General features: G+C 60.2%; 30 protein-coding genes and 1 pseudogene. 4 read left to right on the top strand and 27 right to left on the bottom strand.

Annotated features, from left to right (window positions below; genetic code table 11):
* Positions 1 to 198: 198 nt before the first annotated feature.
* The 3 genes and pseudogenes from JDW18_RS22555 to JDW18_RS08765 all read right to left on the bottom strand — a co-directional run bounded on the left by JDW18_RS22555 (position 199) and on the right by JDW18_RS08765 (position 875).
* Positions 199 to 429: a hypothetical protein gene (locus JDW18_RS22555; protein ID WP_246610379.1), complete on the bottom strand. Its 231-nt coding sequence runs from the start codon at positions 427 to 429 to the stop codon at positions 199 to 201.
* Positions 430 to 435: 6 nt separating this feature from the next.
* Positions 436 to 561, bottom strand: a pseudogene (locus JDW18_RS22835) (aspartyl protease family protein); the annotation flags it as partial.
* Positions 562 to 632: 71 nt separating this feature from the next.
* The gene (locus JDW18_RS08765) at positions 633 to 875 is read right to left on the bottom strand and encodes a hypothetical protein (protein WP_218243247.1); all 243 of its coding nucleotides are present in this window, start codon (positions 873 to 875) and stop codon (positions 633 to 635) included.
* Between the two features lie 315 nt (positions 876 to 1,190).
* Here JDW18_RS08765 and JDW18_RS08760 point away from each other — a divergent pair, with 315 nt between their 5' ends.
* The gene (locus JDW18_RS08760) at positions 1,191 to 1,544 is read left to right on the top strand and encodes a hypothetical protein (RefSeq protein WP_246610377.1); all 354 of its coding nucleotides are present in this window, start codon (positions 1,191 to 1,193) and stop codon (positions 1,542 to 1,544) included.
* Here the strand turns inward: JDW18_RS08760 and JDW18_RS08755 are convergent.
* The 10 genes from JDW18_RS08755 to JDW18_RS08710 form a co-directional block, all read right to left on the bottom strand.
* Entirely contained in the window at positions 1,541 to 3,739 is a 2,199-nt protein-coding gene (locus tag JDW18_RS08755) for a hypothetical protein (RefSeq protein ID WP_218243246.1), read from the bottom strand. The two genes, JDW18_RS08760 and JDW18_RS08755, sit on opposite strands and share 4 nt — an antisense overlap.
* Before the next feature lie 8 nt (positions 3,740 to 3,747).
* Entirely contained in the window at positions 3,748 to 4,422 is a 675-nt protein-coding gene (locus JDW18_RS08750) for a phage adaptor protein (protein WP_218243245.1), read from the bottom strand.
* Position 4,423: 1 nt separating this feature from the next.
* Positions 4,424 to 4,867, bottom strand: coding sequence for a hypothetical protein (locus tag JDW18_RS08745; RefSeq protein WP_218243244.1), 444 nt, complete (start codon positions 4,865 to 4,867; stop codon positions 4,424 to 4,426).
* A 92-nt stretch (positions 4,868 to 4,959) separates the two neighbouring features.
* The gene (locus JDW18_RS08740) at positions 4,960 to 5,436 is read right to left on the bottom strand and encodes a hypothetical protein (RefSeq protein WP_218243243.1); all 477 of its coding nucleotides are present in this window, start codon (positions 5,434 to 5,436) and stop codon (positions 4,960 to 4,962) included.
* A gap of 86 nt (positions 5,437 to 5,522) precedes the next feature.
* A complete protein-coding gene (locus tag JDW18_RS08735; RefSeq protein ID WP_218243242.1) occupies positions 5,523 to 6,812 on the bottom strand; it encodes a phage capsid family protein in 1,290 nt (429 codons plus the stop codon).
* Between the two features lie 78 nt (positions 6,813 to 6,890).
* On the bottom strand, positions 6,891 to 7,877 hold the full coding sequence (locus JDW18_RS08730; protein WP_246610375.1) for a hypothetical protein: 987 nt from the start codon (positions 7,875 to 7,877) through the stop codon (positions 6,891 to 6,893).
* Positions 7,878 to 8,088: 211 nt separating this feature from the next.
* Complete coding sequence (locus JDW18_RS08725) at positions 8,089 to 8,529, bottom strand: hypothetical protein (protein WP_218243241.1); 441 nt, start codon at positions 8,527 to 8,529, stop codon at positions 8,089 to 8,091.
* Positions 8,530 to 8,540: 11 nt separating this feature from the next.
* Entirely contained in the window at positions 8,541 to 10,808 is a 2,268-nt protein-coding gene (locus JDW18_RS08720) for a portal protein (protein WP_218243240.1), read from the bottom strand.
* Between the two features lie 26 nt (positions 10,809 to 10,834).
* The gene (locus JDW18_RS08715; RefSeq protein ID WP_218243239.1) at positions 10,835 to 12,436 is read right to left on the bottom strand and encodes a terminase large subunit; all 1,602 of its coding nucleotides are present in this window, start codon (positions 12,434 to 12,436) and stop codon (positions 10,835 to 10,837) included.
* Between the two features lie 2 nt (positions 12,437 to 12,438).
* A complete protein-coding gene (locus JDW18_RS08710; protein WP_218243238.1) occupies positions 12,439 to 13,227 on the bottom strand; it encodes a hypothetical protein in 789 nt (262 codons plus the stop codon).
* A 138-nt stretch (positions 13,228 to 13,365) separates the two neighbouring features.
* On the opposite strand from JDW18_RS08710, the gene JDW18_RS08705 reads away from it, so the two are divergent.
* Entirely contained in the window at positions 13,366 to 13,671 is a 306-nt protein-coding gene (locus tag JDW18_RS08705; protein ID WP_218243237.1) for a toxin-antitoxin system TumE family protein, read from the top strand.
* The gene (locus JDW18_RS08700; protein WP_218243236.1) at positions 13,668 to 14,039 is read left to right on the top strand and encodes an HVO_A0114 family putative DNA-binding protein; all 372 of its coding nucleotides are present in this window, start codon (positions 13,668 to 13,670) and stop codon (positions 14,037 to 14,039) included. The genes JDW18_RS08705 and JDW18_RS08700 overlap by 4 nt, the downstream gene beginning before the upstream one ends.
* Before the next feature lie 56 nt (positions 14,040 to 14,095).
* Here the strand turns inward: JDW18_RS08700 and JDW18_RS08695 are convergent, their stop codons facing one another.
* The 14 genes from JDW18_RS08695 to JDW18_RS08630 form a co-directional block, all read right to left on the bottom strand.
* Positions 14,096 to 14,548, bottom strand: a complete 453-nt coding sequence (locus tag JDW18_RS08695) for a hypothetical protein (protein ID WP_218243235.1) — start codon at positions 14,546 to 14,548, stop codon at positions 14,096 to 14,098.
* 122 nt (positions 14,549 to 14,670) lie between these two features.
* Positions 14,671 to 15,255: a hypothetical protein gene (locus JDW18_RS08690; RefSeq protein ID WP_218243234.1), complete on the bottom strand. Its 585-nt coding sequence runs from the start codon at positions 15,253 to 15,255 to the stop codon at positions 14,671 to 14,673.
* Between the two features lie 277 nt (positions 15,256 to 15,532).
* Positions 15,533 to 16,216: a metallophosphoesterase gene (locus tag JDW18_RS08685; RefSeq protein WP_246610373.1), complete on the bottom strand. Its 684-nt coding sequence runs from the start codon at positions 16,214 to 16,216 to the stop codon at positions 15,533 to 15,535.
* 11 nt (positions 16,217 to 16,227) lie between these two features.
* Positions 16,228 to 16,470, bottom strand: a complete 243-nt coding sequence (locus JDW18_RS08680) for a hypothetical protein (protein WP_218243232.1) — start codon at positions 16,468 to 16,470, stop codon at positions 16,228 to 16,230.
* Positions 16,470 to 17,060, bottom strand: coding sequence for a RusA family crossover junction endodeoxyribonuclease (locus tag JDW18_RS08675; protein WP_246610371.1), 591 nt, complete (start codon positions 17,058 to 17,060; stop codon positions 16,470 to 16,472). The genes JDW18_RS08680 and JDW18_RS08675 overlap by 1 nt, the downstream gene beginning before the upstream one ends.
* The gene (locus tag JDW18_RS08670) at positions 17,041 to 17,544 is read right to left on the bottom strand and encodes a hypothetical protein (protein WP_218243231.1); all 504 of its coding nucleotides are present in this window, start codon (positions 17,542 to 17,544) and stop codon (positions 17,041 to 17,043) included. Before JDW18_RS08670 ends, JDW18_RS08675 begins: the two co-directional genes overlap by 20 nt.
* Positions 17,541 to 17,744 (bottom strand): hypothetical protein, encoded by a 204-nt coding sequence (locus JDW18_RS08665; protein WP_246610368.1) that lies wholly within the window; start codon positions 17,742 to 17,744, stop codon positions 17,541 to 17,543. Before JDW18_RS08665 ends, JDW18_RS08670 begins: the two co-directional genes overlap by 4 nt.
* Positions 17,745 to 17,752: 8 nt before the next feature.
* Entirely contained in the window at positions 17,753 to 18,532 is a 780-nt protein-coding gene (locus JDW18_RS08660) for a hypothetical protein (protein ID WP_218243229.1), read from the bottom strand.
* Positions 18,522 to 19,493 carry a hypothetical protein gene (locus tag JDW18_RS08655; protein WP_218243228.1) on the bottom strand — a complete coding sequence of 324 codons (972 nt, stop codon included), beginning with the start codon at positions 19,491 to 19,493 and terminating at the stop codon, positions 18,522 to 18,524. The genes JDW18_RS08660 and JDW18_RS08655 overlap by 11 nt, the downstream gene beginning before the upstream one ends.
* Complete coding sequence (locus tag JDW18_RS08650; RefSeq protein ID WP_246610366.1) at positions 19,490 to 20,188, bottom strand: phage antirepressor KilAC domain-containing protein; 699 nt, start codon at positions 20,186 to 20,188, stop codon at positions 19,490 to 19,492. Before JDW18_RS08650 ends, JDW18_RS08655 begins: the two co-directional genes overlap by 4 nt.
* Positions 20,189 to 20,196: 8 nt before the next feature.
* Positions 20,197 to 20,511: a hypothetical protein gene (locus JDW18_RS08645; RefSeq protein ID WP_218243226.1), complete on the bottom strand. Its 315-nt coding sequence runs from the start codon at positions 20,509 to 20,511 to the stop codon at positions 20,197 to 20,199.
* Positions 20,504 to 20,728: a hypothetical protein gene (locus JDW18_RS08640; RefSeq protein WP_218243225.1), complete on the bottom strand. Its 225-nt coding sequence runs from the start codon at positions 20,726 to 20,728 to the stop codon at positions 20,504 to 20,506. Before JDW18_RS08640 ends, JDW18_RS08645 begins: the two co-directional genes overlap by 8 nt.
* Positions 20,729 to 20,862: 134 nt before the next feature.
* Positions 20,863 to 21,105: a hypothetical protein gene (locus JDW18_RS08635; protein WP_218243224.1), complete on the bottom strand. Its 243-nt coding sequence runs from the start codon at positions 21,103 to 21,105 to the stop codon at positions 20,863 to 20,865.
* On the bottom strand, positions 21,098 to 21,355 hold the full coding sequence (locus JDW18_RS08630; RefSeq protein ID WP_218243223.1) for a transcriptional regulator: 258 nt from the start codon (positions 21,353 to 21,355) through the stop codon (positions 21,098 to 21,100). The genes JDW18_RS08635 and JDW18_RS08630 overlap by 8 nt, the downstream gene beginning before the upstream one ends.
* An 85-nt stretch (positions 21,356 to 21,440) precedes the next feature.
* Between JDW18_RS08630 and JDW18_RS08625 the strand changes: the two genes are divergently transcribed.
* Positions 21,441 to 22,139, top strand: coding sequence for a S24 family peptidase (locus JDW18_RS08625; protein WP_246610364.1), 699 nt, complete (start codon positions 21,441 to 21,443; stop codon positions 22,137 to 22,139).
* Positions 22,140 to 22,181: the final 42 nt, after the last annotated feature.

Genomic DNA, 22,181 nt, shown 5'->3' with positions numbered 1-22,181 from the left:
GTTTTTGACGGCTGTTCAACAGGGGTGGCGCCGCTTTTCCACCAGTCATTGGTATTTGCCATCCCCCAATGACACCGCACCCTTGGTGCTTGGTCTAACCCTAGCGGGGGAGCGCAAAAAAGCCCGCGCTAGGCGGGCTTTTAAAACTCTGAGCAATAAGTACTGCCGTTTTAGGCATGGTGCAGACACCTGATCACTTTAGTACGCAAGTGTAAAGATGCCCGCGCTTCCGTTGTACACCAAAGTGCAGCGATCAATGATGTCGCGACCAATCAAGCCCTCAATCCCTTGTGAAGCAAAGGATGTCTCGATGACAGGCAGCGCTCCTATGTAAAAGCCACCACCTCCTGTGCCATTATCAGGAATAAAAGCGGAAACGTCGTATTGATTGCAATGAACTGGAACCCCCGCAGTGGAAGGCGTCTGCATTGGCACGTTTCCAGTAGCTATCAGGCCGAGACTAGCAACGAATGCTGGATCCACACATGTGGAGGATGCACCAGTATCAACCAAAAAAGTTCCTGTGACGTACTGCGGCACGAACAAGCCCGCAGCAGTCATTGCAGCCGATCTAGGGGCGCTAACTCCAATCAGCATGGTCAACAAAGGACCACCAGGGGTTAGGGAGCCATTTATGCTGGGCATGCCTGCGCAAAGTCCCTCGTAAAGTATGAAATTTGTTCAGCTGGAGCAATGCGCTTGACCAAGAAAGGCTCAAGGCCGAACTTGTTGTATCCGAATTTCAAAGCATCTTCATAACTATCGTACACGCCGACGATCTCAGCCCCCTTCACAATTGCGTACTTGCCAATTTGCCCCAGCAGGGTGGGAAGCTTTTCTCGGTAGGTGTTAAGTTCAATATTCAGGTTTGACATTCATGCTCTCCTTCCTGGGCTGCCCAAGCATCCGCAAGACATATTTAGTGCATTGTGAGTCAAAACGAAAAAAAATGATGTCCGCGTCAGCATTATTTTTAGCTAGTTTCTTGCCTTTTAATGCTTACCCATGTATGCATATACAGGAATAAGAAGCCACTGCAGCAATTTTTTGCCGCATACCCACGCAAAAACGTGAGGGCAAGGCACGCTCTCTTTCCGGTCGCGCGAGCCTCTGGAGCGCATCTATTGGTCGATCAATAGAAAGCTCAATGAAATCAATCCGCTCTGCTACATTCCCTCACAGGAGGGAACATGCAAAGAAAGATAGGGATGCTGATGGGTGGCGCGCTGCTGGCGCTGGCCGCCGCTCAAGCTCACGCCGCCAACTACGCCACCTGCCTGCTGGACAAGCTCCCCGGAACGCAGAACGACGTCGCAGCACAGGCCAATATGCAGGTGTGCACTGGCAAGTATCCGGGCGGCATTGAATCCGTTTCTCAAGGGCAAGGTCGTGGCCTGCTTGGCTTTAACAGCGGCGCCGAGTGCACGGCCAAAAAGGCCGGTGACACTCGCAGCAACCGTGCAGCCGTGCTGATTGGCGTGGCCTGCAGGAAGCTGTATGACGAACCAGAGTGGTGGAAAAAAGATTCCACCCCAGTCAACTAGTTCTTTTTGTACTGTTTTCCGTCTGGCCCCGTGTAAGTGGCTCCAGATGGCAATTGCGCAAATGCCGTCCTGCCTGCGGCGTCATCCGTAATCACCACTCCGGCTGACGCCTTACCACCAACTCCACCCACATCCTGCACATCCCCTGTACGGCTGTTGTACCGAATAACTGACCCAGCCGTGGTGGAGCCATCCACATTCTTGGTAGCAGGTGTGACCTGCACCTTCCAGTCAGCATCTTCCTTGCCTGAGTAAGCCCGAATCTGAGTTGCAATCGCGGCCTGTTCCTCGGGTGTCTTAGCGCTGACGTAGGCGTCCTGCAACTGCCCCAGGCGTTCTGCTGCTTTGATCTGCGGTGCGCGCAGACGATCATCGCTTTTGGCGCGCTGCTGGTCCAGCGACAGCCGCTGCAGGCCCAGACCAATTTGCCCACCGGCCCGGGCATTCGCACCAGCTTCACCCAAGGTGGCACGCTGATTGGCTCCAGCCTCGCTCATGGCCGTGCGCTTCAAACCGGCATTGATTTCGTTGGTCTTGAGCTGCATGTCCGGCTGCTTGCCCTGGGCGGCCAGGTCAGCCTGCATTGCGGCATTGAAGCGTCCGATCTTGCCGTCAGGGTCTGCCTGACCCGGATTGCTGCTGCGACCATTCCAGCCTGTCGTAGTGCTACCGCTGCGCCATTCTGGGCGGTTGGTAATGCTGCTCGCGCTGACTTCGAGATTGCGCAGATTGTTGCGCGCCGCCCAGTCATTGCCACTATGGGTGACAGTCGGGGCATTCAGACCAAATCCACCAGCCTCAGGCTGAACTGGGTGCTTGAGGCCAAACCCGCCAGCTTCTGACTGAGCCAGCGCGCCTGCGGCAGCATCGTTTTGTGCATTGGGCTTGCCAGTGAATCCAGCAGGGAGCCCCATGCCTGCCGCACTATCGCTGTACTGGCCGCGCCCGTGGTTGTAGACACCAGCGGGCAATTCACCAGCCTGGCTGGCGCTGGCTGCTGTGGTTCCGGCAGGTGCAGTGCCTACGTTATTCGTTAATCCAGGCTGCAGGGCGGTGGTGGCCGCGCCACCACTGGCACTGGGCGCAGGTGCTGCGGGTGTCACTGCAGGGGTTACGGCAGGCTTAGGCGCAGATCCAGCCGCAGGGACAGGTGCGGCCTGGGCATCATTCAGACCGAATAGACCACCAGCAAAATTGCTCATGGCGTTGCCCACGGGGGTCAGTGTCTTGTCTGCCAGTTCTAGCCCGTACATCCCAAGGCCTTGTACTGCCGTGCGCCCAGCCGTTCCTATCGCCTGCGCATAGTTGCCAGCTTTCCACTGGTCGTCCATCTCCTGGGCGCGGTCCTGCATATACAACTCAGATGCACCAGGCACACGGGTGGCAGCTGGTTGGGCTGGGGTTGCCACTTGGCTTGGTGCCGCGCTGGGATTGGATGGTTTTAAGCCGAAGCTGGCATTGCTCGGCGCATTGCTCCCATAGCTCTCGCCACGCGAGTTCATATCCGCAATCGCTTTGAGCTTCACTGCGGGGTCTTGCACCGCAGGCGCGCCACTGAAACCACTATCCCCTTGCAGTCGGTTGCCGGGGAAGATATTGGACGAGCTCGGCGCCGCGGATGGTGCAGGAGTTGGCGCGACCTGGGGCTGGGCAGGGGCCGTCCGCGTGGCCGGCGCGGGTCCTGTCGTTGGTGTGGGTGGTGTGCTCGGCACTGCGGCGGCTGCAGGCGCCTGCGCAACCACCGGTGTCTGCCGCGCTGGCTGCTGGCCCATGCTGGCAGGCACCTGCACAAACTTGCCGCTGCTTCCAAATTGGTCGCGCGACAGCCCAGCTCCCGCATAAATATTGGCGCCTGCACTTGGGCTGGACTGGGGAAACGTGTTTCCAGGGCCCATGGCACGTTTGGCCAACTGATCCTCTGGCGCGCCCCCGTTGGCAAAAAACACCTCAGGTTGCGGCTGCGGCACCTTGAGTCCCAGGCCGGGGGCATGTGCACCTGCTGGCGTCACAGGCGTATGCGTGGCATCCACCACACCCTGCAGCGCCTGCTTGCCGCCCATGGCATGCACTGTGTCAGGGGGTAGCACAAACTCACCGGGCTTGAACATGCCGGGAATGGTGTCGGGTGCCTGGTTCTGGACCTGTGCCAGCTTCGCGCCTTTGTCTTTGGATTGGGGTTTGGACAGTCCGAACATGCGGCACCTTAAAAAATGTAGGTCACATTGACCTGGGGTTCATCGTGGCGGGTGGCGCGGCGCAAGTCAGCATCAGGGCGCGCCCCGAAGTAGCCCGTAAATTCTGCCTCGGCCGTGGCCGCGCGCTGCGGGTCAAACCCATCGCCATCAGGTTGGCTGAATGCCCGGTGTAGGGCCCAGTACACCAGATAGGCATGGCTGGCGGCATGGATTTCGGGCTTGTCGGTCTCGTTGGTCAGCGGTTTGAGTGGCAAACGGTATGCCTCCAGCACCAGCGTGCCGGCCTCCTTTGGCGCAGGCACCATGCGCAGCGCGCCCTCGCTCTGAATGGCGTACAGCGCGTCACAGTCCATGCGTGTGCGCCATCCTGGGTGCTTGCGGTCCAGCCACTCGCGCGTCACCAGATCTACTGGCTTGGCCCGGTGGGCCGCCGCGCTGGGCTGCCACTGCAGGTGGGCGATTTCATAAACCTTGGGGTGGAGCTGATAGGAGGCTTGCCCTGCGGTCACCGCAATCTGGGTCACTGCAGGCGTGCTGTCATCGAGCAGCAGGCGGGCGCGCACTGCGGCCTCGTCCTGGGCCTCATTGAGCCAGCGCGTCACAGTCTCGTCCTCCCACAAGTAAGGCCCCACCTTGTCGGTGGCATCCTCACGAAAGGAGGCAATCAGTTCCTCAAGGGTCATGTCAGCGCACTCCGAACTGGTGAATCAGGCCATTGACCGCAATACGCATGTCGTCCACCTTGGCCTTGGGATCAAAGCTGTGGTCGTACTTCTTCGCGTACTCCGTCAGCGCGGTCTTGTTCATGCCCTGCACAGTGGTCAGCATGGCCTCGCGCTGGTCGTCCACCTCCTGGGCCTTGTCGTCCAGCACCTTCTGCTCAAGTGCCGCGATTTCCTGCTCCGTCAACTCGGCAGGCTTGTCGGTGGTGGCCGCGCACTGCTCTGCCCCTTCCTCGGTGGGCTCAGGCTTGGCCAGCTCAGCCGTGCGCTTGAACTCCACAAACTTCAGCAGGGGCTTGGCAATGGCTTCGCTGACCAGCTTTTCTTCGTCGGGGGACCAGATGTGGCCGGTTGCACGGTCGCGGTAGAGCTTTTTGCCGAGATAGGTGATGCGTACAAAGTTCATGATGCTGTGAGAGTGTGAGTAGATGGACAAATGCGGGCCATGCCCCAATGGACAGGCCCGCATTGAGGGGTCTGCGCGCCTAAGAAAGCTCTTTACAGCGCGCCGGTGGAGATGGCCTGCACCACCACATCCACACGGCCTGCCTTGGCGTTGGCCGCGCCCGAAGTGGTCAGCACCAGGTACGCATCCTTGGGCAGCGTCACGGGTGCCTTGGTCATGGCATTGCGCAGGCGCGCAGCCGTGGCCAGGTCCAGATCGTCGCCAAAGTAGGTCGCGTCCTGGGGCACCTTGGTGCTGTCCACACCGTCCACGTACTCAAAGCCCAAGTCACCCTTGACGAGTGCGGTCAGGCCAGCAGAGACGATGGCGTCAGAGTCCACCAGCGTGGAGCCCGCAGGCAGCACACCCAGGCGCACCTTGTCGCCAATGGCAATCGGTGCGTTGGAGTCTGCGTCCAGCGCGCCGCCGGTGGCGTTGGTCTTGAGGACGAAATGCAGGGCATTGAGGTTGCCCCAGGGGGTTGCACCGAGCTGAGTGCGGTGCTTGGGTTTGTTGGTCACGATGGCCATGGTTGGCTCCTTGATCGAAACAGAATGGAGAGAACACACCCACATGCATCAGGCGCAGCCCGCAAGCCGCGCCCGATGCCTATGGATTACTGGCGTGCGCCGATGATGGGCACTGTGGTGTCCAGCACAATCGCGCCGTGGTCGGTGTAGTGCTTGGTGCCATTGCCTTGATCCACAGCCCAGCGCACCTTGGAAGTGCCCTGAATCGCGCCAATCAGCAGCTCCATCTTGTCGCCGTGGTCAAACTCCTTCTCCTTCCAGAAGAAGGGCATGCCGCCATGCTTGGAAGCTGCGAAGGCTTGAGCCAGTGCCTGACCACCCAGCAAGACGGCGCGGTCCACCGCATGGGTTGTGCCAAAGCTGGCGGGTACCACGCAGGTGCTCTCGGCATCGCTGGTGTACTGAGCGCAGTAGCGCACCGTGTCACCCGCATAGAAGCGGATGGGACGAGGCTGCTTGCAGATCAGAATGCCATTCCACAGCCCCACATCACCCATGAACAGAGGATGGCGCTCTGCCTGGCTGGCGCGGGTCAGCGCGTTGGCCTGGAACTGGCGGAAATCCTTGTCCTGGGAGAACTGGTGGTACTGGGCGGGGCTGACCAGCAGCATACGCAGCGGGGAGTCATCGGCCGCGCTGTCACCGGGCAGGCGAATCGCGGGAGGCGGAAGTGCAATCGACTCCACCAGCGTGCGAACCGCATCCACGATGGTCATGGTCAGTGCATCCGTAGAAGCAATGTCCATTTCACCGGCGTTGACCGCAAAGCCCTTGATGGCATCACCATCGGCCACGTAGTGGCGGTTCTTGGTGGGCGCGAGCACGGGGTTCACGGCAATCGCTTCAAAGTCTTCATGGCCCTCGGTAGGGATGGCCCATTCGATGTTGTCATGGAAGCCGCGCGCGCCGGCCATATGCATCAGAATGCTCTGGTCTTGATAGCGGTCCATCAGGTTCTGCGCGATGGGGCGGCCCACCTTGCGGAAGTCCACAGGCGAGCGAATGTCGGTCATGGTATCGCCCACATCCACGGGGAAGCGCGCCTGATTGACACGCACACGGGCTTTTTCCAGCGACACACCCACACCCTTGCCTTCGGCCATGCGGCTACCCATGATGGGGTACGCACCCACGGGCTGGATGAACTGGAACTCCACCTCATCGCCCTTGCCGCGCCCCAGATCCACGGTACGCACGATGGGCATATCCGTGGTGGTCTGGTTGCGCAAGGTCGTGGCCGCAGAGCCTTCGCCCTTGGGCATGGTGCCCACCATCTTGTTGAGCTTGGAATTGCGCTGCATGGACTGCGCGAACAATCCAGCAGCTTGTACGAACTGCGCATTGGGCGAGCCCGCGCCTACATTGGTCTTGGACATATCGAGTCCTCCTGCTATGGGACAAGGGCGCGCTCATCACGAGCTGGCCCGGTAAATGGGTTGCGGCGTGCCTCTCGGCTACACCACGCTGTTCATCAGTCGCGTCTGACGGTCTGGCGGCAAGCTGCTCATGTACTCCAACAAGGCAGCGGGGTTGCTCGCCAACTCGACAGCGCGATCTGCTTCTGTGCTGCCTGCGGGCGCTGCACCGGGCAGGCTCGACAGGCTCACAGGGGGCGCGCTCTTGGCCTCTGCCATGGCTTTGGCCACTGCAGCTGCCGTGGGGTCGCCAGAAGCCGCGCCGGCAGCACCTACATGGACCTGCTTGAACTGGCCCAGCAGATCAATCACATCCTGGGCGGTGCCCGCAGTCAGGGTGCGATCAATGGCTGCTTGCATGAATCCGGGCTGGCCAGCCTTCCAGGCGGCGAACTCCTTGGACTCTGCGACTTCAAAAGCGTCTTTGTGCGCGCCCAGAATGGTCTGGAAATGCGCTTGCTCTGCCGTCTGGGCCTGCTCACGGGCTTGGGCCTCGCGCTGGGGTGCCAGGGCGGCCTCAACTCGGGCGGTTACCAGCTTTTCAATGCCTTGGGCCAAGGCTTCTTCGGAGAAATCCCCGAACAAGGACGCATCTGCACCCCCAGCCACCAGGGCTTGAGCGGCTGCCAGGTTCTGGTCGGCCTGGGTCGGCGCTTGCCCGGCATCCGCGCGGGCTTGTGCATCAACCTGGGCTTGCTGCATGTTGGCGGCCTGTGTGGCCGTCAACTGCTCCAGTTGGGCGCGCAGCTGGGCGGCTTCGGCAATGGCCGAATCGCGCGCGGTGCGTGCTTCTGTCAGCTTTTCATAGGGGATGGTGTAGCTACCCGACTTGCTCGCAATGGGAGCACCCTCTTGCTCATCCTGAGCGGGGGTGGCCAGGGCGGGCGCTGGGGTCTGGGTGGCTTCGGCGGTGCTTGCCTCGGCGGCTGGTGCTTCGCCTGCAACGACAGAAGACCCGGAAGCGTCCGCATCCAGATCCAAAGTGCCTGCAAAGGCGGCGGCCATGAGTTGTTGAGCTTGATTCACTCTGCTGTGCTCCGTTCCCAGCTATCCGGCTGGGCCTGTTGGTGGGGCACACCGATTCGAGGATCAGGCCAGGGCCGAAGCCCTGACCATCACACTCTCCAGCGGTGGGAATGGGCCGACTCATCACGAGTGGGCGGTATCTCAGCGGTTTCGCGCTTTGATGGGATGAAGTATCTGGCGATGTGAAGCGCGCCGCGAACCCTAGTGGGGTCTAAACTTTTTCCAGCACAACGCGGGGCACAGTGAACTCATAGTTCCCTATGTAAGCCCCCTGCGCGTCGTACTGTTCGGTGTAGCAAGTCACCATGCCGTCATCGCCAATCTCTCCCACGACTGCGATATTGCGGCCTCCGATCATCCGCACCTGCTTGCCTATCAGGTCCTTGCGCTCTTTCAGGGAAGGCTTGAGGGCATTGGCCTGGCGTGCAATCTTCTCCAAGTCCTCCAGCGCCCGCTGTCCCTTGCCAATGAGGCTGGCCAGCTCGGCGCGAGCTGCAGTCTGCTGGCGCTGAATCTCATCGACTTCACTTCGCCCTGCTTTGACCTTCTGCGAGAGAGACTCGACCTCCTTTTTCACTTCATCGCGGATTTCAAACAGGCGCGACATGGCGCCGTTGATAACGTCATTGAGCTTTTCTTCGGTGATAGTCATCTGTTTTCCCTTTATAGGTTGTCACTGGTGCGCTGTGTCTCAATGCCCTGCATGCCGGTGCCGCCTTCCTGGGGCACGGGGGGATAAGCCGGGCTGGTGTTCTCGCGCACCTCTGGTACCGCGCCTGCCTCTGCTGCCTCGCCCCCGGCTCCAGGCAGTGGGACTGGGCCTGGTTCAACCGGTACCGCACCAGGCATTGCATCTGGAGTCGGGAAGTTCGGATCATCCCCGCCGGGGTTGGGCGCTTGATAGCCGGCGGCCTTCATGATTTCGTCCGCGATGGGCGCGATCATCGGCATCTGAGCCACCTGGGCACCGCCTTGCATCGCGCTGTAGGCTGCCTGCACGCCGGTCTGCACCTGCTGGGCCGCCATCAGCTTTTCGCGCGCCGCCACTTCGCGCTCGCGCAGGTCCAGCTCTCGCTCCTTGAGGTCGCGCTGCAGCTCTTGCTCGATCTGCTTGCGCAGCTGCTCCGGGTTGGTCTGCTGGGTGGCGTCCTTGATCACCTTGATGATTTCTTCCTTGCGGGGCAGGTCCATCAGATCCAGCATGAAGGGCATCACCACCTGCTGCATCTCTGGGGGCAGCGCCTTGACCGCTTCGGACAGTGCCGAGAGCTGCTGTGCGCGGAAGCTGGACGAGCTGGGCACATCCGACAGAGCCACCTTCAGGCGCGTGCGCTGCACATCGTTGGAGAGGTACTGCAGCCCGCTCTCGTCCTGCACGGGTTCATTGAGCACCACGGTCCGGGCTGGGTTGATGGTGTCGCCCTCGATGACGATCACCTCGCGCTCCTGACCCAAATCTTCAATCTCCAGCGCCAGGATCAGCTCACCCACCATGGCGCGCCCTTCCTTGAAGTTGTCCATCAGGTCGGCAATGCTGATTTGCGACTGCTCTACCTGGGTCTGCTCCTGAATACCGCTGGTCGCGCTGCCCTGCTGCCCCTGAAACGCTGCGGTAATGGAGCCGACCCGCTGCAAGGCGGCGCGACTGTCGGCCATCATCTGGAACTGCTGGTTGTTGAGCTGAAAGTCGCGCTTGACCTCAAAACGCGCACCCTGCCGTGCCATTTCATCGGGGTTGAGGATGATGTCCGCATCCGGTCGGGCAATCGCGCGGCGGAATTGCTCATCGGTCATGGCCACCGCGCCCTTGGTGCGCTCGGTACGGGTGCTGGCCATACCCCAGCGCAGCTTGGCAATGGAGCTATTGAGGTTGTCCTGCGGAAAGATCATGTCGCGCACCAGGCCGAACGGCACGCGGGTCATATCCTCGCGGTAACCCCAGAACGGCACATACGGGAAGTGCGGGTGGGGATAGGGGCTGGCGCTGTCATGCAGCAGGTGCGGACCCATCCAGTAAGAGCGGCGCATACGGACCACAGTGGAGCGCTCCAGCTTGCCCTGTCCACTGGCTACAGCGGCTTGGTGCATGGCATTGGCGCTATCGAACTCCACCACGCGCCCGCCGCGCATCTTGAGCAGCAGCACATTCACCCAGCGGCGGTACCAGAGCTCAACAATGCACACCTCGTCCGACTCGCGCCGGTACCAGGCTTGCTCAAGCGTTGTCCATGCCCGGTTGGTGTCCGCTGCCGAAAGCAGCCCGGTTGAGGTGCCACCCTCCGTCACATAGCCACCATAACCACCCAGACCACTGACGGATTCAGCCTGCATGATCAGTTCAGCCTTGTCTTCAAAGGCCCGCGCTGCCCGCTCCTTGCTGATGAAGCGCTCACGCAGCAGCCAGCGCGCATCTGACAGGTCTTTCTCGCTGGCGCGCATATCCCAGCGAATTTCATTGCGGTGGATGTAGCGGCACCGAGTCTTGTACTCCAGCGGGTTGCTATTGCGCGCAACCTCCACAAAGCCCAGCCCAACAGCTGCCTGCGGCTTGAAAGCCTCACTCATGGCCGCGTCTGCCTTGGAAAAGCGCTCGGCCTGGTTCAGTCGGTAGTTCAGCGCATCCGCCACATCCTGCCCGGCGGGGTCGCCATCCGGGGTCACACGCCAGTCCGTACGGGTCTTGGCCTCAAAGCCGCAAATCGCCGCGATGGCCGGGCCAATGACGTTCTCCTTGGCGGGTGGTACTCCCGTGGCCTTCATGCGCTGCAGCAGTGCCGAATCCAGCTGGTTGCCGTCCGCATAGTCGGCCTCCTTGTCCGCTGCCGCGCGCCAGTGGGGCTGGTCGATGCATTCCTCAATGATGCGAGCGAACTCCAGCACCGAGAGGGCTTGGCCCATATCTGCGTTTTGAGGGGGTTTGGTGTATTGCATGGTGGTGGCTCTCTCAATGACTTGCGCTAGCGCCAGTCGGGCGCATCGGCTTCTACATAGGTGGATTGGCCGGCTCCGTATCCGTCCTCGCTGGGGGCATACAGCCCGATTTCCTTGGCCTGTGCCCACTGTCGGTGCGCGTCGGCACCTTCGGAGCAGCCGTTGGCCTTGTCGGGCTCATCAATGAACTTGGCCAGCGCCGTGCTGTATTTCTTCTTGTAGCCGCGCAGGCGTTCGATACCAAAGGCGCAGGTGTCCTTGTCGTACCAGGCCGCTTTCATATGCTTGCGCAAGGTGTTGATGCCCGTCTGCAGCTCGGTAATGCGCGGCACGATGACAAATGTCTGCCCTGGCATGAGCTGCTGCAGCTGCTCGCGTGTGCTGCGGTTGTAGTCGCCCAGGCGCTTGTGTTCTGCGTCATGGGGCAGGAAGTGCTTGCCAAAGACATAGCCCAAGCCCTGCAGGTGGGTCACGTAATGGCGCAGATCCTCGTCGTGGGCCTCGTAGTAGTTGATGAAGCGGTCTTCGCCGCGCAGGGACTGGGCAAACCAGATCGCGCAGCCATCGCTCGCGCCAATGTCCCAGAAGGTATAGACCGGCAGATCCAGCACCGGCACCTTGCAGATGCCGCCGCGCTTGGTGATGACCTGCAGCACCTTGGTGAGATAGTGCCCTTCGGTGGACTGCTGGAAGGCCTCGGTGGGCGTGCTGGGGTACTCCTGCCACATCCGTTCTTCGCGCCCTGCGAAGTCAGCGGTCTGGGTGGCCACATACCAGGCGCGCTGGTCCCGGTCGATGACCGTGCCTGCATCCTGCTCGATGCGCTCAAAATACTCATGCTGCTGGGGCGTGACCTCCACCAGCGAGCTATCCATGCGGTAGTTCGGCTCCTGCCACCACGCATAGAAGTGAAACCGATAGTCGCGCGCCGTCAGCTTGGTAAAGGCGTAATGCAGGGTTTCGGCGCGCTTGGACAGGTCGTAAAACTCCCCGTTGGCCCCTTCAGCCGTGGACTCAATCACCAAAATGCCATTGGTAGGCACTGCAGGGATGGAGCCCGTCATCACCTCCTTCGCCTTCTCGGGGTACTTCGCGCAGATCTTGCCGAACTCCGAGATATGCAGGCGGTGGATCGTGCCCGAGCGCATGGACGTTGCCACGCGGATAGAGCTATTGTTGTGCTCAAACAGCAGCTCGGTCGCGCTGTCGCGCTTCAGAGGGAAGCGCTCACGGATTTCTTCGGGCAAGTTGTTGTACGCATAGCGCACCTTGTCGCGAAAGATGACCTCAGCGGCTTCGCGGTCCTGGGCAATGATGCCGCAGCGCTGATCCGCATTGAACAGCGCGTGGTCCAGCCACAGGATGGCGATCAGCGTGGTAAAGCCCAGCTGGCGCGCCTTCAGAATGATGTTGCGGTGCCACAGCCGCTTGAGAAACCGCTTTTGGGCGCGATTGGGCTTGAAGGGGACCGAGTAGGCATCCCCATCATCCTCACCATCGCCCTTGATCATGATCTTGTAGAGGCACCCAGAGAAGATGCGCCACTCCGGGTCAGCCAGGCAGCGCTCCAGCTCCTCTGCATTGGCCGGGATCTGGTTCAGCGGGGTGGTGTGGACGGTGGCAGCCATGCTCAGTCGTCCTCGTCATCCTCTGGGGAGGGATTGGGATTGACGGGCATGGTTGAGCCCAGCTTCGTCGGCCGCTCTGGATCATCTGCCACAGGCGCAAAGCCGTTACCGCTGGCTGAAGCCACTCGCATCAGCATCGCCTTGAGTGGGTCGGGTTTATGGTCACCGTCCTGCTTGTCCATCCCAAAAGCAGTGCGCTCCATATCTACCAGCATCCGCAGGCTCTCAGAAAGCGTCTTCATCGTCTTGGAGCGCTCGGGCAGGCTGATGACCTTGTGGTACAGGTCGTTGAGGCGATCAATCCCGTTTTCGTCCGGGTTGCGCATGTTCTCGCCCAGTTGCTCCAGCAGCGCCACAATCTCCGGGTTCGCCTGCTGCTCCAACTCGTCCAGCAGCGCATTGGTGATGCGCCGGGCGCGGTGAATGTCTCGGCGGTGGGCTAGTCGCACATCGGCAATCGCCTGTGCATTGGCATCGACTACGGCACGCTCTGCCGCTCTGGTTTCCTTGGATACCTCGCTGGATACTGCTGCTTTGGATACCAGCGCATCCGCCTTGCGTTGGATTTTTTCGGACAGGTCGCGCTCCCATCCATCGCGCTTCGCTCTCTTATTAATAGCACCATGCGTAATACCGTTCTCATCTGCGATCTGGCGCAGCGTCTTTATGCCTGCACGGTAATCAAGCTCAATGCGCTCCCAATCCACAGACGCGGTTTTGCCAGCCTCCTTTGCACCGGCGGCTGACGGGATACTCTTTCTGGGTTTGGATACTTTCTCGCTAGGTTCCATCCCCCGAATGTTCGCGGGCTGGATACTTTGTGTCGAACCCTAGCCGGGGGCGCGCCGGAGCTCGCTCAATTCATCTTGGAGGGTCCAAGCATCTGGACCAACGGCTTGCAAAATCCATCAGCCATGATATTATGCCTCATGGCTGCTAAAACCGACACGAAGCAAGTAGACGATAAGTTCGAGATATCAGCAAAGAAGGGAAATGGACAATTACGACGCGAAGTTTGGGTAGACAGCGCTGGAAAGGTGACGCGTTACAACCTTGCATACATCAATCACAGCATTTATCCGGGCGATAACGGTCGAGTCATCGGTTACGACAACGCCCATGGTTATCACCATAAGCACTACTTCGGAGATGTAACGCCAGAGCCATTTGTTAGCTTTGAGGACACAGAAGAGAAATTCGAAGCTGATTGGATTGTTTTTAAGGACACACAATGACCAAATTAAAAACTCAAATTGGTACCGAGGCTGACTTCTTTAGACGAGGTCGCCTCATTGCCAAAGCCGCAGATGCTGGACAGCCAATCCCTGAAACTCATTTGCTTACTTTTGCCGAACCCGCTGACTTGATGGAGGTCTTCACGCCCAAGCGAGTTGAGCTATTTAAAGCAATCAAAGCTCAATCGGACTCCATCACCAATCTCGCAGAGCGTGTAAAAAGAGATCGGGCGTCTGTAAGTAGAGACCTAACCGTCTTAGAAAAAGCCGGAATGGTTATTGTGAGAAAGCGCCCGCATCCTGGACACGGGCTAGTTAAAGAAGCCAAGGCAATAGCTAAAAAAATTACGCTCAGCGTCGTCATCTAAAAAACCGCCATTTCGGCGGTTTTTTCTTGCCTGCACTCTTTGAAGTCGCATCAGGGCTAGAGTACAAGTGATTGCTGTGCCCCGTTATCCGCCCTCGCAGCCCTCAACGCTTTATAACGACGATCGATTTCACGAAGATGCTGCGCCATCTCCACCATGCGCGCCTCCATCTCCTGCACCCGCTCCAGTGCTGAAGCCTCCAGAGCCTTGCCAGCCAGCATGGGGGCCAGTTGGCGCGCCTCGGCGGGTACCAGGGTCATTACCTCATCCCCTTTTTCGATCTTGTATACGCCATTGGGCATAACAGTGCAGGACACCGCCTGCGCCGCCACATGCTGATGCAGTGGCCGATAGCACTGCTTGTGCGGGCTGATCATGCCCTCCCCGCGCAGCACCTTGATGCGGTCATCCACCGTGGTGGGCTTCAGCCCTGTCATTGCCACAATGCGCTCGCGCGTGGGCTCGCTGCCGGCGTCGTGAATCTGCCTGATCGCCTCAAATACCAGCATGAGCGTTGGCGTTTCCTCTGTAGTCCCCAGGTCCACGCCCCCATCACGGGCGCGGTGTGTAGAGGTGGCAGAAGAGTGCTGTGCTTGTATCGAATTCATTAATGCTCCAGGGTGATGGTTCGTTATGCTTCTTGTGCCCACAGGGGCAATCGCCTAGGCCACAGCCCAGCATTCAGGATTTGTTCGCGCGTAAAGCGCCCGGCCTCCAGTCCATACTCGCGGTGCGCCTCACGCCCTCCGCTCTCCAGCAGACGGTACTGGTCATAGGCCACATGGCAGCCCTCGATACCAGGGCGGCTGCAGCACAGCGGGAAGCCCGTGCGGTCATCGGTCTTCATCCCCAGGCCTTTGCCGTAGTTCAGGTGAGCATGCTGGCTGTAGCCCTCCACCCCGCACCAAAGGCAAGGCAGTTGGGCCACCAGGCGGCGGTAAGGCTCACTTTCAACGGCGTTGTCCTTCTCGATGACAATGCCTGTCGCGGCTGGGCCCATCACGACCCTGGACTTCACAGTGATCAGATCGGCGGTGGCTCGGGCTGCGGCCAATTGGCGCGCGGCGCGCTCGGCCAGTCGTTGCTCGCGGCTTTCCGGCTGTCCAGGCTCATAGGCGTGGCCCTCATCCATGTCTCCATGGTGCCCAGCGCCAGCAAAGCCGCCACGAGATTTGAAGCCCTTGCCGGGGTTCATGGGTGCGCGGCGCGTTAGCATGAGCCCGCTCCTACGACACACAACCGTGACGCGCGCAGTCGCACTATGGCGCCACGAACCAAAGCGCTATTGCACCGTTTCATACGGCGCTGCCGAATCAAGTCCTTGACAATCCACTTCCACGAGTGCTCCGGAATCGGGGTTTCATTGACCGATAAATCCAGCACCCAGTTACGGCTAACGCGCCAAGTAGGTGACAGTTTGCTCACACTCAGCATCACAGATCTCAAAAACGCACTGTCTTCACGAGCGCGTGCCAGGTTCTGCTGGTAGTCGTTCATGTTCGCACCTTCAGAGTTGCCAGATCCAGCAGCGTGAAGTGACCGCGATGCCAGCCCATGGTGTCGATGTGATGCGTATTGCCCAGCACCAGCACTTCATCGACCGGGTTGTGGCCCACCACCACGGCGCGCACGCCTTCCACCTGGCTCTTGTCGTAGAAGTCCATGCGGCGGCGTGACCAAATTGCATGCTCTTGGGCTTCTGCTACATCCGTGGCGCTGGCGCTTTGGAGTTGGGCCGTGAACTGCTGCCAATCGTTCCCGAAGGTGTCTGCGTGCACGAGCCCCACCAGCCCACCAACCGTTTCGACCTCCATGGCCAGCGGCAGGAACTTGAAGGCCTCAGCGACCTCACGCTGCTGACTCTCCGGGTTACCCAGGTTCCAAGCGCCGCCGTTGCCAAGATAATCGCCTCGGGTCATGCGATACCACTCGTGCACCTGATCGCGCTCTACCCACTTGATGGCCATGTCCTCATGGTTGCCGCGCACGGCGTGGAACCATGGGCGCGAGATCCACTCCAGCACCTGATCGCTGTCCGGGCCACGGTCCACCATGTCGCCAACGGAGAACAGTCGATCCTTGGCCGGGTCAAAACCCATCTCATCCAGCACGGACTGCAAGCGGTTGAAGCAGCCGTGAATGTCGCCCACCGCAAAGTCGCGGCCAAGCTGATTCATTGGGAAATGTGTCACCACCATGCCCGCCCCCTGTCTTCCACCACGACCAAAAAGCCGTATTCGTTCATCACACAGACGGTGATCCCGCCTGTTTGCATCAGCCCACAGCGGCCATGTATCCAGTGCGTCACCAGATAGCGGCCATCGCTCAAGCGCTCATAGTCAGGACGAATAAGGCCGGTAACAGGCGATTGCGTGGACAGCTTGCGCTGGCCAGCCAGTGGCACCGTCTTGCCAAAGAATGCGAGGTCCATCAGATTTCCTCCACCGTCACCACCACCCGGGGGCTATCGCAGTAACCCTTGCTGCAGTTGTGCAGTTCGCAGACCTGACAGTCGTCTTTCCACACCACGCCGTTCATCCCGTCCTTGAGAGACTTCAGCAGGTTGTCAATGTCTGGCTTCTGGATGTGACGCAACTCACCAGCACGGGCAGCCGCCTGGCGCTTCTTCGGCCAACTGGAGGGAATGGAGAAATACGCCGTAACAGACAAAGCGACCGGGCCATCTGTCATGGGTCGGCCCGCCATTGCCTGCTTCGCGCATCCCGCCACATAGGCTTCGTAGTTCGCAGTCTTTTCTGGCGTGTAGTTGCGCACACGGTTCTTGACCACAGCTGTGCGGTGGCGGCCCTTGGCGACTGGTGTCCCAGGAACCTCAAACGTCAGGCGGCGGCCCACCTCGTGGCTGTATGTGGCTTTTGTCACTGCCTGGGGACGACTCCTGCGGGCTGGTGGCGCTACAGGCGCAGTACTGGGCCGCGCCCAGGTATCCCGCACACCACGGCCCATGCCATAACCCTTGGCAGCCAGCGCTGCGCGCACATCAGTTGACGATGAATTCATGATCGCCCTCCCCGATTCCATTCATCAGCAGCTCGCGCAAGCGGCGCTCTGTCGCCCTGTGCGCCTGGATATAGCTGCGCTCGGATGCCTGCGCCAGCATCTGCTCGTAGGCGTCGGCAAAGTCATTCAGGTGCAGTTGCTGCTCAGCATCCAGCTCCATCGCCTGGCCGTGCCCGTGCTTGCGCCCCAGGTCGGCCACGGCATTCACGGCATCGGTAAACAGCGCGTCCGGGTCATCAAACAGGCCCATGGTCAGCATCGTTTCGGCAATGTTTGCGGCGTCAGCCAGCACGCGCCACTGCTCCACGCTGGGTGAGCCTTCGGCCAAGGCCTGCACCGCGCCCTGCACTGCCTGCACCAACGGACCACGCTTGCGCAGGTGCAAAGGCTTGCTGGCGCTGGCCAACAGTTCTTCGGCCTTGGTGTACTGGTAGGGGAAGGTCAGATACGACTTGTCCACCACCTTGTTCAGGATTCCGGTCATGCTCCCGCTTCCTTGGTCTTGTCGTCCCACTTCGCGTGGCGGGCCTGCTGCGTCTTGGCATCTGCGGGCTGGAACTTGTCGCAGACTGGTGCGTGCGCGCTCAGAGTCAGGCCCGGCGTCGGGCGCTTGAGGCAAGCCGCATAGCCCAGGCGGGCCATGCCGGGCGGCGTGGTCTTGGGGCTCCAGTGAAGGCAGTCCATGCAGGTGTTCATCGGGCACCTCCCTGCTGGTAGTCCTGCACGGCCTGTGCGGTTGCACGCTTGGTGCGCCCGAGGGCCATGCGCTCGGCGCGGGCTTGGACCTGTGCCCGGGTGAAGCGGTTGACACGCTTCGCGAAGAAATCGCGCAGCTGGACCAGCTTGGCTTTCAGCTCCGGGGATGCTTCGCTCGTGGTGCTGGCCTTGCCCTCCAGCAGCGCCACAGGGTTGAACACCGGTGCAGGCAGCGACAGGCGGTCCAGGTGCTCAGCGGCCATTTCCATCGGCAGCAGCCCCGCGCTGACAGCTTGTGTCAGTGCCTCTTGGCGCTGGGCGGTGTCCCAGCCAATGGAGACAAGCGGCGTGGGCAACTGGCGCTGCTCGCGGGCCGTGGTCGTGATGCGCTCATAGGCCGCGATGAAGGCCATGCGCGCACCCACCTTATCCCCGGCAGCCAGCAGGCCGCGCGACTGCTCGTGCGCCAGCTGAATCTCATTGCTCCACACCACCGTGGCCGATTCGTCAGCGGATTTCAGCGCCAACGCCCATGCCTCGCTCGGTGCCAAGCGGCCAGCCAAAGCCTCCAGTTGGTCCAGCACCGCCTTCAGGGTCAGTTTTCCGGTGTTCTGAGCGCGAACCCGCTGCAGGGCACGCTCCAGCGCTTGCAAGGGGTACATGCTCAGATCGGCGGCCATCATCGCGGCAGCAGTGGGCGAGACAGCGTGGCCCATGGACTCGGCTGTCAGCGCCAGCAGCTCGCACAGGCGGGCCAGTTCGTGGTCAAGCAGCATTGGCACCTCCATGCGCTGCACGCTGGGCGCGCAAGATCGCCATGGCTTCGCTGGCCACCGTGGTGTTGGCCTGCAACTGGTCGGCCTGGCGGGCTTGGGTGCTGGTCATGCTGGCGCCGGTGTGGTGCTGTGTCGCCCACTTCTCGGCATCTGACTGCAGCAGCTTGACCGGGTGCATCTGCTTCACAACGAATTCCTCGTTGACGCGACGAACGTAGTGCACGGCCACACGGGGAGCGAGTTCGGCACCCACTCGGTCGATGAAGTTCATGAACTGGCCGCCTACCGTGCCATTCCAGAGGGGCCAGCTGCTGTAGCGCTTCTCGTAGGCAATGGCGTATGCCACCCACGCCTTGTGGCTCTTGGTGTGAGGTCCGGGGTAACGCAGCTCTGCGGGAATCTCGTAGATCGTTCCGTCACCAGCCTCCACCCTCATCGGCTCAGCCTTGGCTTCAGCCGGGGCTGCACTACTCTCTGCCGTAGTCTCTGAAGTAGTCTCTGTTGTAGTCTTACTTAATTTAGATTGGCGGTTTTGCGCAGGCCTGTTTGTACGTTTTGCGCGATCTTGTTTGGCGGTTTTGTGCGTACCTGTTTGCTCGCTTTGCTCATCCTTGATTGGCGGTTTTGTGCGATCTTGTTTGGCGCATTCGTCCAAGCTTGATTGCAAGGCATCGAAGTCCACCCGGTAAAACAGCTTGGCAGGGATTCCTCGGCGCTCTTCGCGCAGCAGGCCCATCGACTGCAGGCGGCTGCGAGCCCCTTCCTGTTCGCGGCGTGTCAGGCCTGTTTCTTCTTCCCATTCAATCTGGGTCTTGAAGAACCAACCCGAGTCATCGCCACTGCGGCGCGACCAGTAAACAGCCTGGCTCAGCAGCAAGGCGCCGGTGATGCCTGCGCCAAGAGCTACAAAGACCCGCTGAAATGCGATTGGGCGATCCAGATAGGTGCTGATGGTGCTCATGCCTGCCCCCCCGCTTCCTGCGCCAGCCGCGCCCTGTGCTGACCCCACAGGCCCGCAACCCACTGCGTACCCTTGGGCGTGAACTTCGTCGTGTTGAATGCGTGCTCGTTGATCGAAGCCACGCCTGCGCGCACCACAAAGCGGCCAGCATCGATATGGTTCTGGTAGGCCGCCCACTCGCCGCCCAGCCGGTACATGATCTTTTCGTCCTGCAGCCAGGCGCGGAACTCGTGCTCATTAGCCTGCAGCAGCTTGGCCACCTGCCTGAAGCCCATGGAGCCATTAGCCGCCACATAGCGGTCCACGTACTCCACCTTCGGGGCAGCCTGCGCCAGCTGCTCCTGCTGGGCCTCGATCTGCTCGGCTTGCTCTGCAGCAAGACGCAGCGCCTGGGCCATGGTCTGCGGCAAGCGTGGCTCCTGCTGAGCCTCCAGCTCCTGCCAACGCGCGATCACCCGGCGGCGCAGCACCACGCTGTAGCCAGCCAGCAGCGTGTAGGTCAGCTCGCGGCCCAGATGGAAAGCCGTGGTGTAACCCCGTCCGTCCTGATCCTCGCGGACATGATCCAGTTCTGGATCATCTGCCAGCGAGTCCAGCATCGCGCGAATGTCGCGGTTCACATGGCTCAGGTCCTTACCCGTCAGCTCCGCAATCTCCCGGCTGCTCATCGTCAGCGGCATCGCCGCAGTCGTCATGATTGCGCTCATCGGCCATGCCCTCCCGATTCGGGACCCCAAAACGGGCCTATGAGCTGCGCCAGCGCATCGATACGCTTGTCGTCATGGTTGATCTTCTCCACCACCATTTGCCTGTAGGTCTTGCCATGTACCAAGGCATAGATGCAGTCGCGCAGCACGCCAGCCGTGTCCTGACCGCGCTGTGCACAGTGCTGCAACCACAGCTCGTGAGTGACCTCATCAATCTTGGTCTTGGCGTCGCAAGTCAGCTTGCCCAAAGGGCCAGCAATGCCTCGCGCAAAGGCGGGCAACTCGTTTGGGTCTTGGGTCGGGTCAGCCATGTGTGACCTCCGTTTGCAGGCTCTCCGCGCATTCCGCTTGGTGCACGGTATGGCGATAGAAGTTGTTGAACAGGTGCCACAGCGGAGAACCCGCCGGGTAGCGATTGGCCAAAGCCAACGAGATTCCGTTTTGAGCGGCATGCTGCGCCTGGGTGCCTGCCGCCTGCCCGTGCAGAATGGAAGCTCCTACACAACCATTCCCGGGAGGGGTAGACATGTCTTTGAGCAATGCACGGCACAAGGCGCACAACCTACGAGCAAGAGCCGTAGAACGTGGGGATACAGAAGCAGCAGAACTTGCTGCTCTGCTGCACGAATTGGCAGAAGGGCTAGAACGAGAGATGCGCGACATCAAGAACGTTCTCCAAGACATTCAGCATCAGGTGCGAAGTCGCTAGCCAGCGCACGCAAAGTGGCCATGTACACCTTGGCCACACCTTGCGCAAATTCAGTCTCGTTGCGCTCGGCAGATTCAAGCTTGGCCCAGGCATTGGCTGCATCAAGAGCCACTGTGTGCATGGCTCGCCTGATGGATATCTCTCCGTCATGGCAAATCAATGCAGCCAGAGGAATATTTTTGGGAGCTTCAGCCATTGGCCACCTCCTGCGCTGGGGTGGATGGCTGCGCCAGCTCGGGCCAATAGGTCTGCCAGTCATCTGGACGGCATTCGATACGTGTAACCGCACCATTACTGTGGGTCTCAATTGCAGGGCAGTACCGAGCCGGGATTGGGCGCTTGCCTGCACTCCAATCGGAAAGGTCTGGGGCGTATGCGCCGATTGCCTTGGCGAATGCTGACTTGCCACCTCGCCCTAGCTGGTTCAAGTATTCCGATAGCTTCATTCGTCAAATTTTAGCCACAGGCTAATACAAGTCAATAGCCTAAGGCTCGTTGCACTCATTAGCCAATTGCTAAATACTTAAAACCATGCAACCCATCGATGTCACACGTCGCGAAAACTTGGGCCTGCTGATCAAAGCAGCAGGCAGTCAAGCCGCGCTCTCTGAAACGATTGGCAAGGCCCCTGCGCAAATCAGTCAGTGGCTGAATGCGTCGATCAATTCAAAAACCGGTAAGCCTCGCGTGATGAGCAATGCGATCGCGCGCGAAATTGAATCCAAGACCGGCAAGCCTGAAGGATGGATGGATCAGCCTGCCAGGAGCGAAGATCTCCATACGCATGGTGGCTCGAATGTCGAATTCAGTGCAATCGAGGGTGTTCGGAGGGTGCCCGTGATTTCTTACGTTCAAGCGGGCATGTGGACTGAGATCGTCAACGCATTCCAACACAGTGATGCCGCCGACTGGCTTGTAACCAGTGACAGGCACTCCCGAGAAAGCTTTGCTCTTACGGTGCGCGGAAACTCCATGGAACCCGACTTCAAAGAGGGTGATGTTGTGATCATCGACCCCAGCATCAAGCCACGACCTGGTTCCTTTGTTGCCGCAAAAAATGGCCGCGAAGAGGCGACCTTTAAAAAGTACCGTCCTCGCTCCATAGATGTTCTGGGGAACGAGATCTTCGAGCTTGTCCCGCTTAATGAGGACTACCCAACCATGCGCTCGAGCGAGCAGCACATTGAAATCATCGGCACGATGGTTGAGCACCGCAGGTTCTTCAAGTAACCCGACTTCACCAAAACACACAGCCCGCAGCAGCGGGCTTTT

It is taken from the genome of Comamonas fluminis, from assembly GCF_019186805.1.
Lineage (GTDB): Bacteria > Pseudomonadota > Gammaproteobacteria > Burkholderiales > Burkholderiaceae_C > Comamonas > Comamonas fluminis.
The sequence above is the reverse complement of the archived record's forward strand: the minus strand, read 5'-3'. Positions and strand labels throughout refer to the sequence as shown.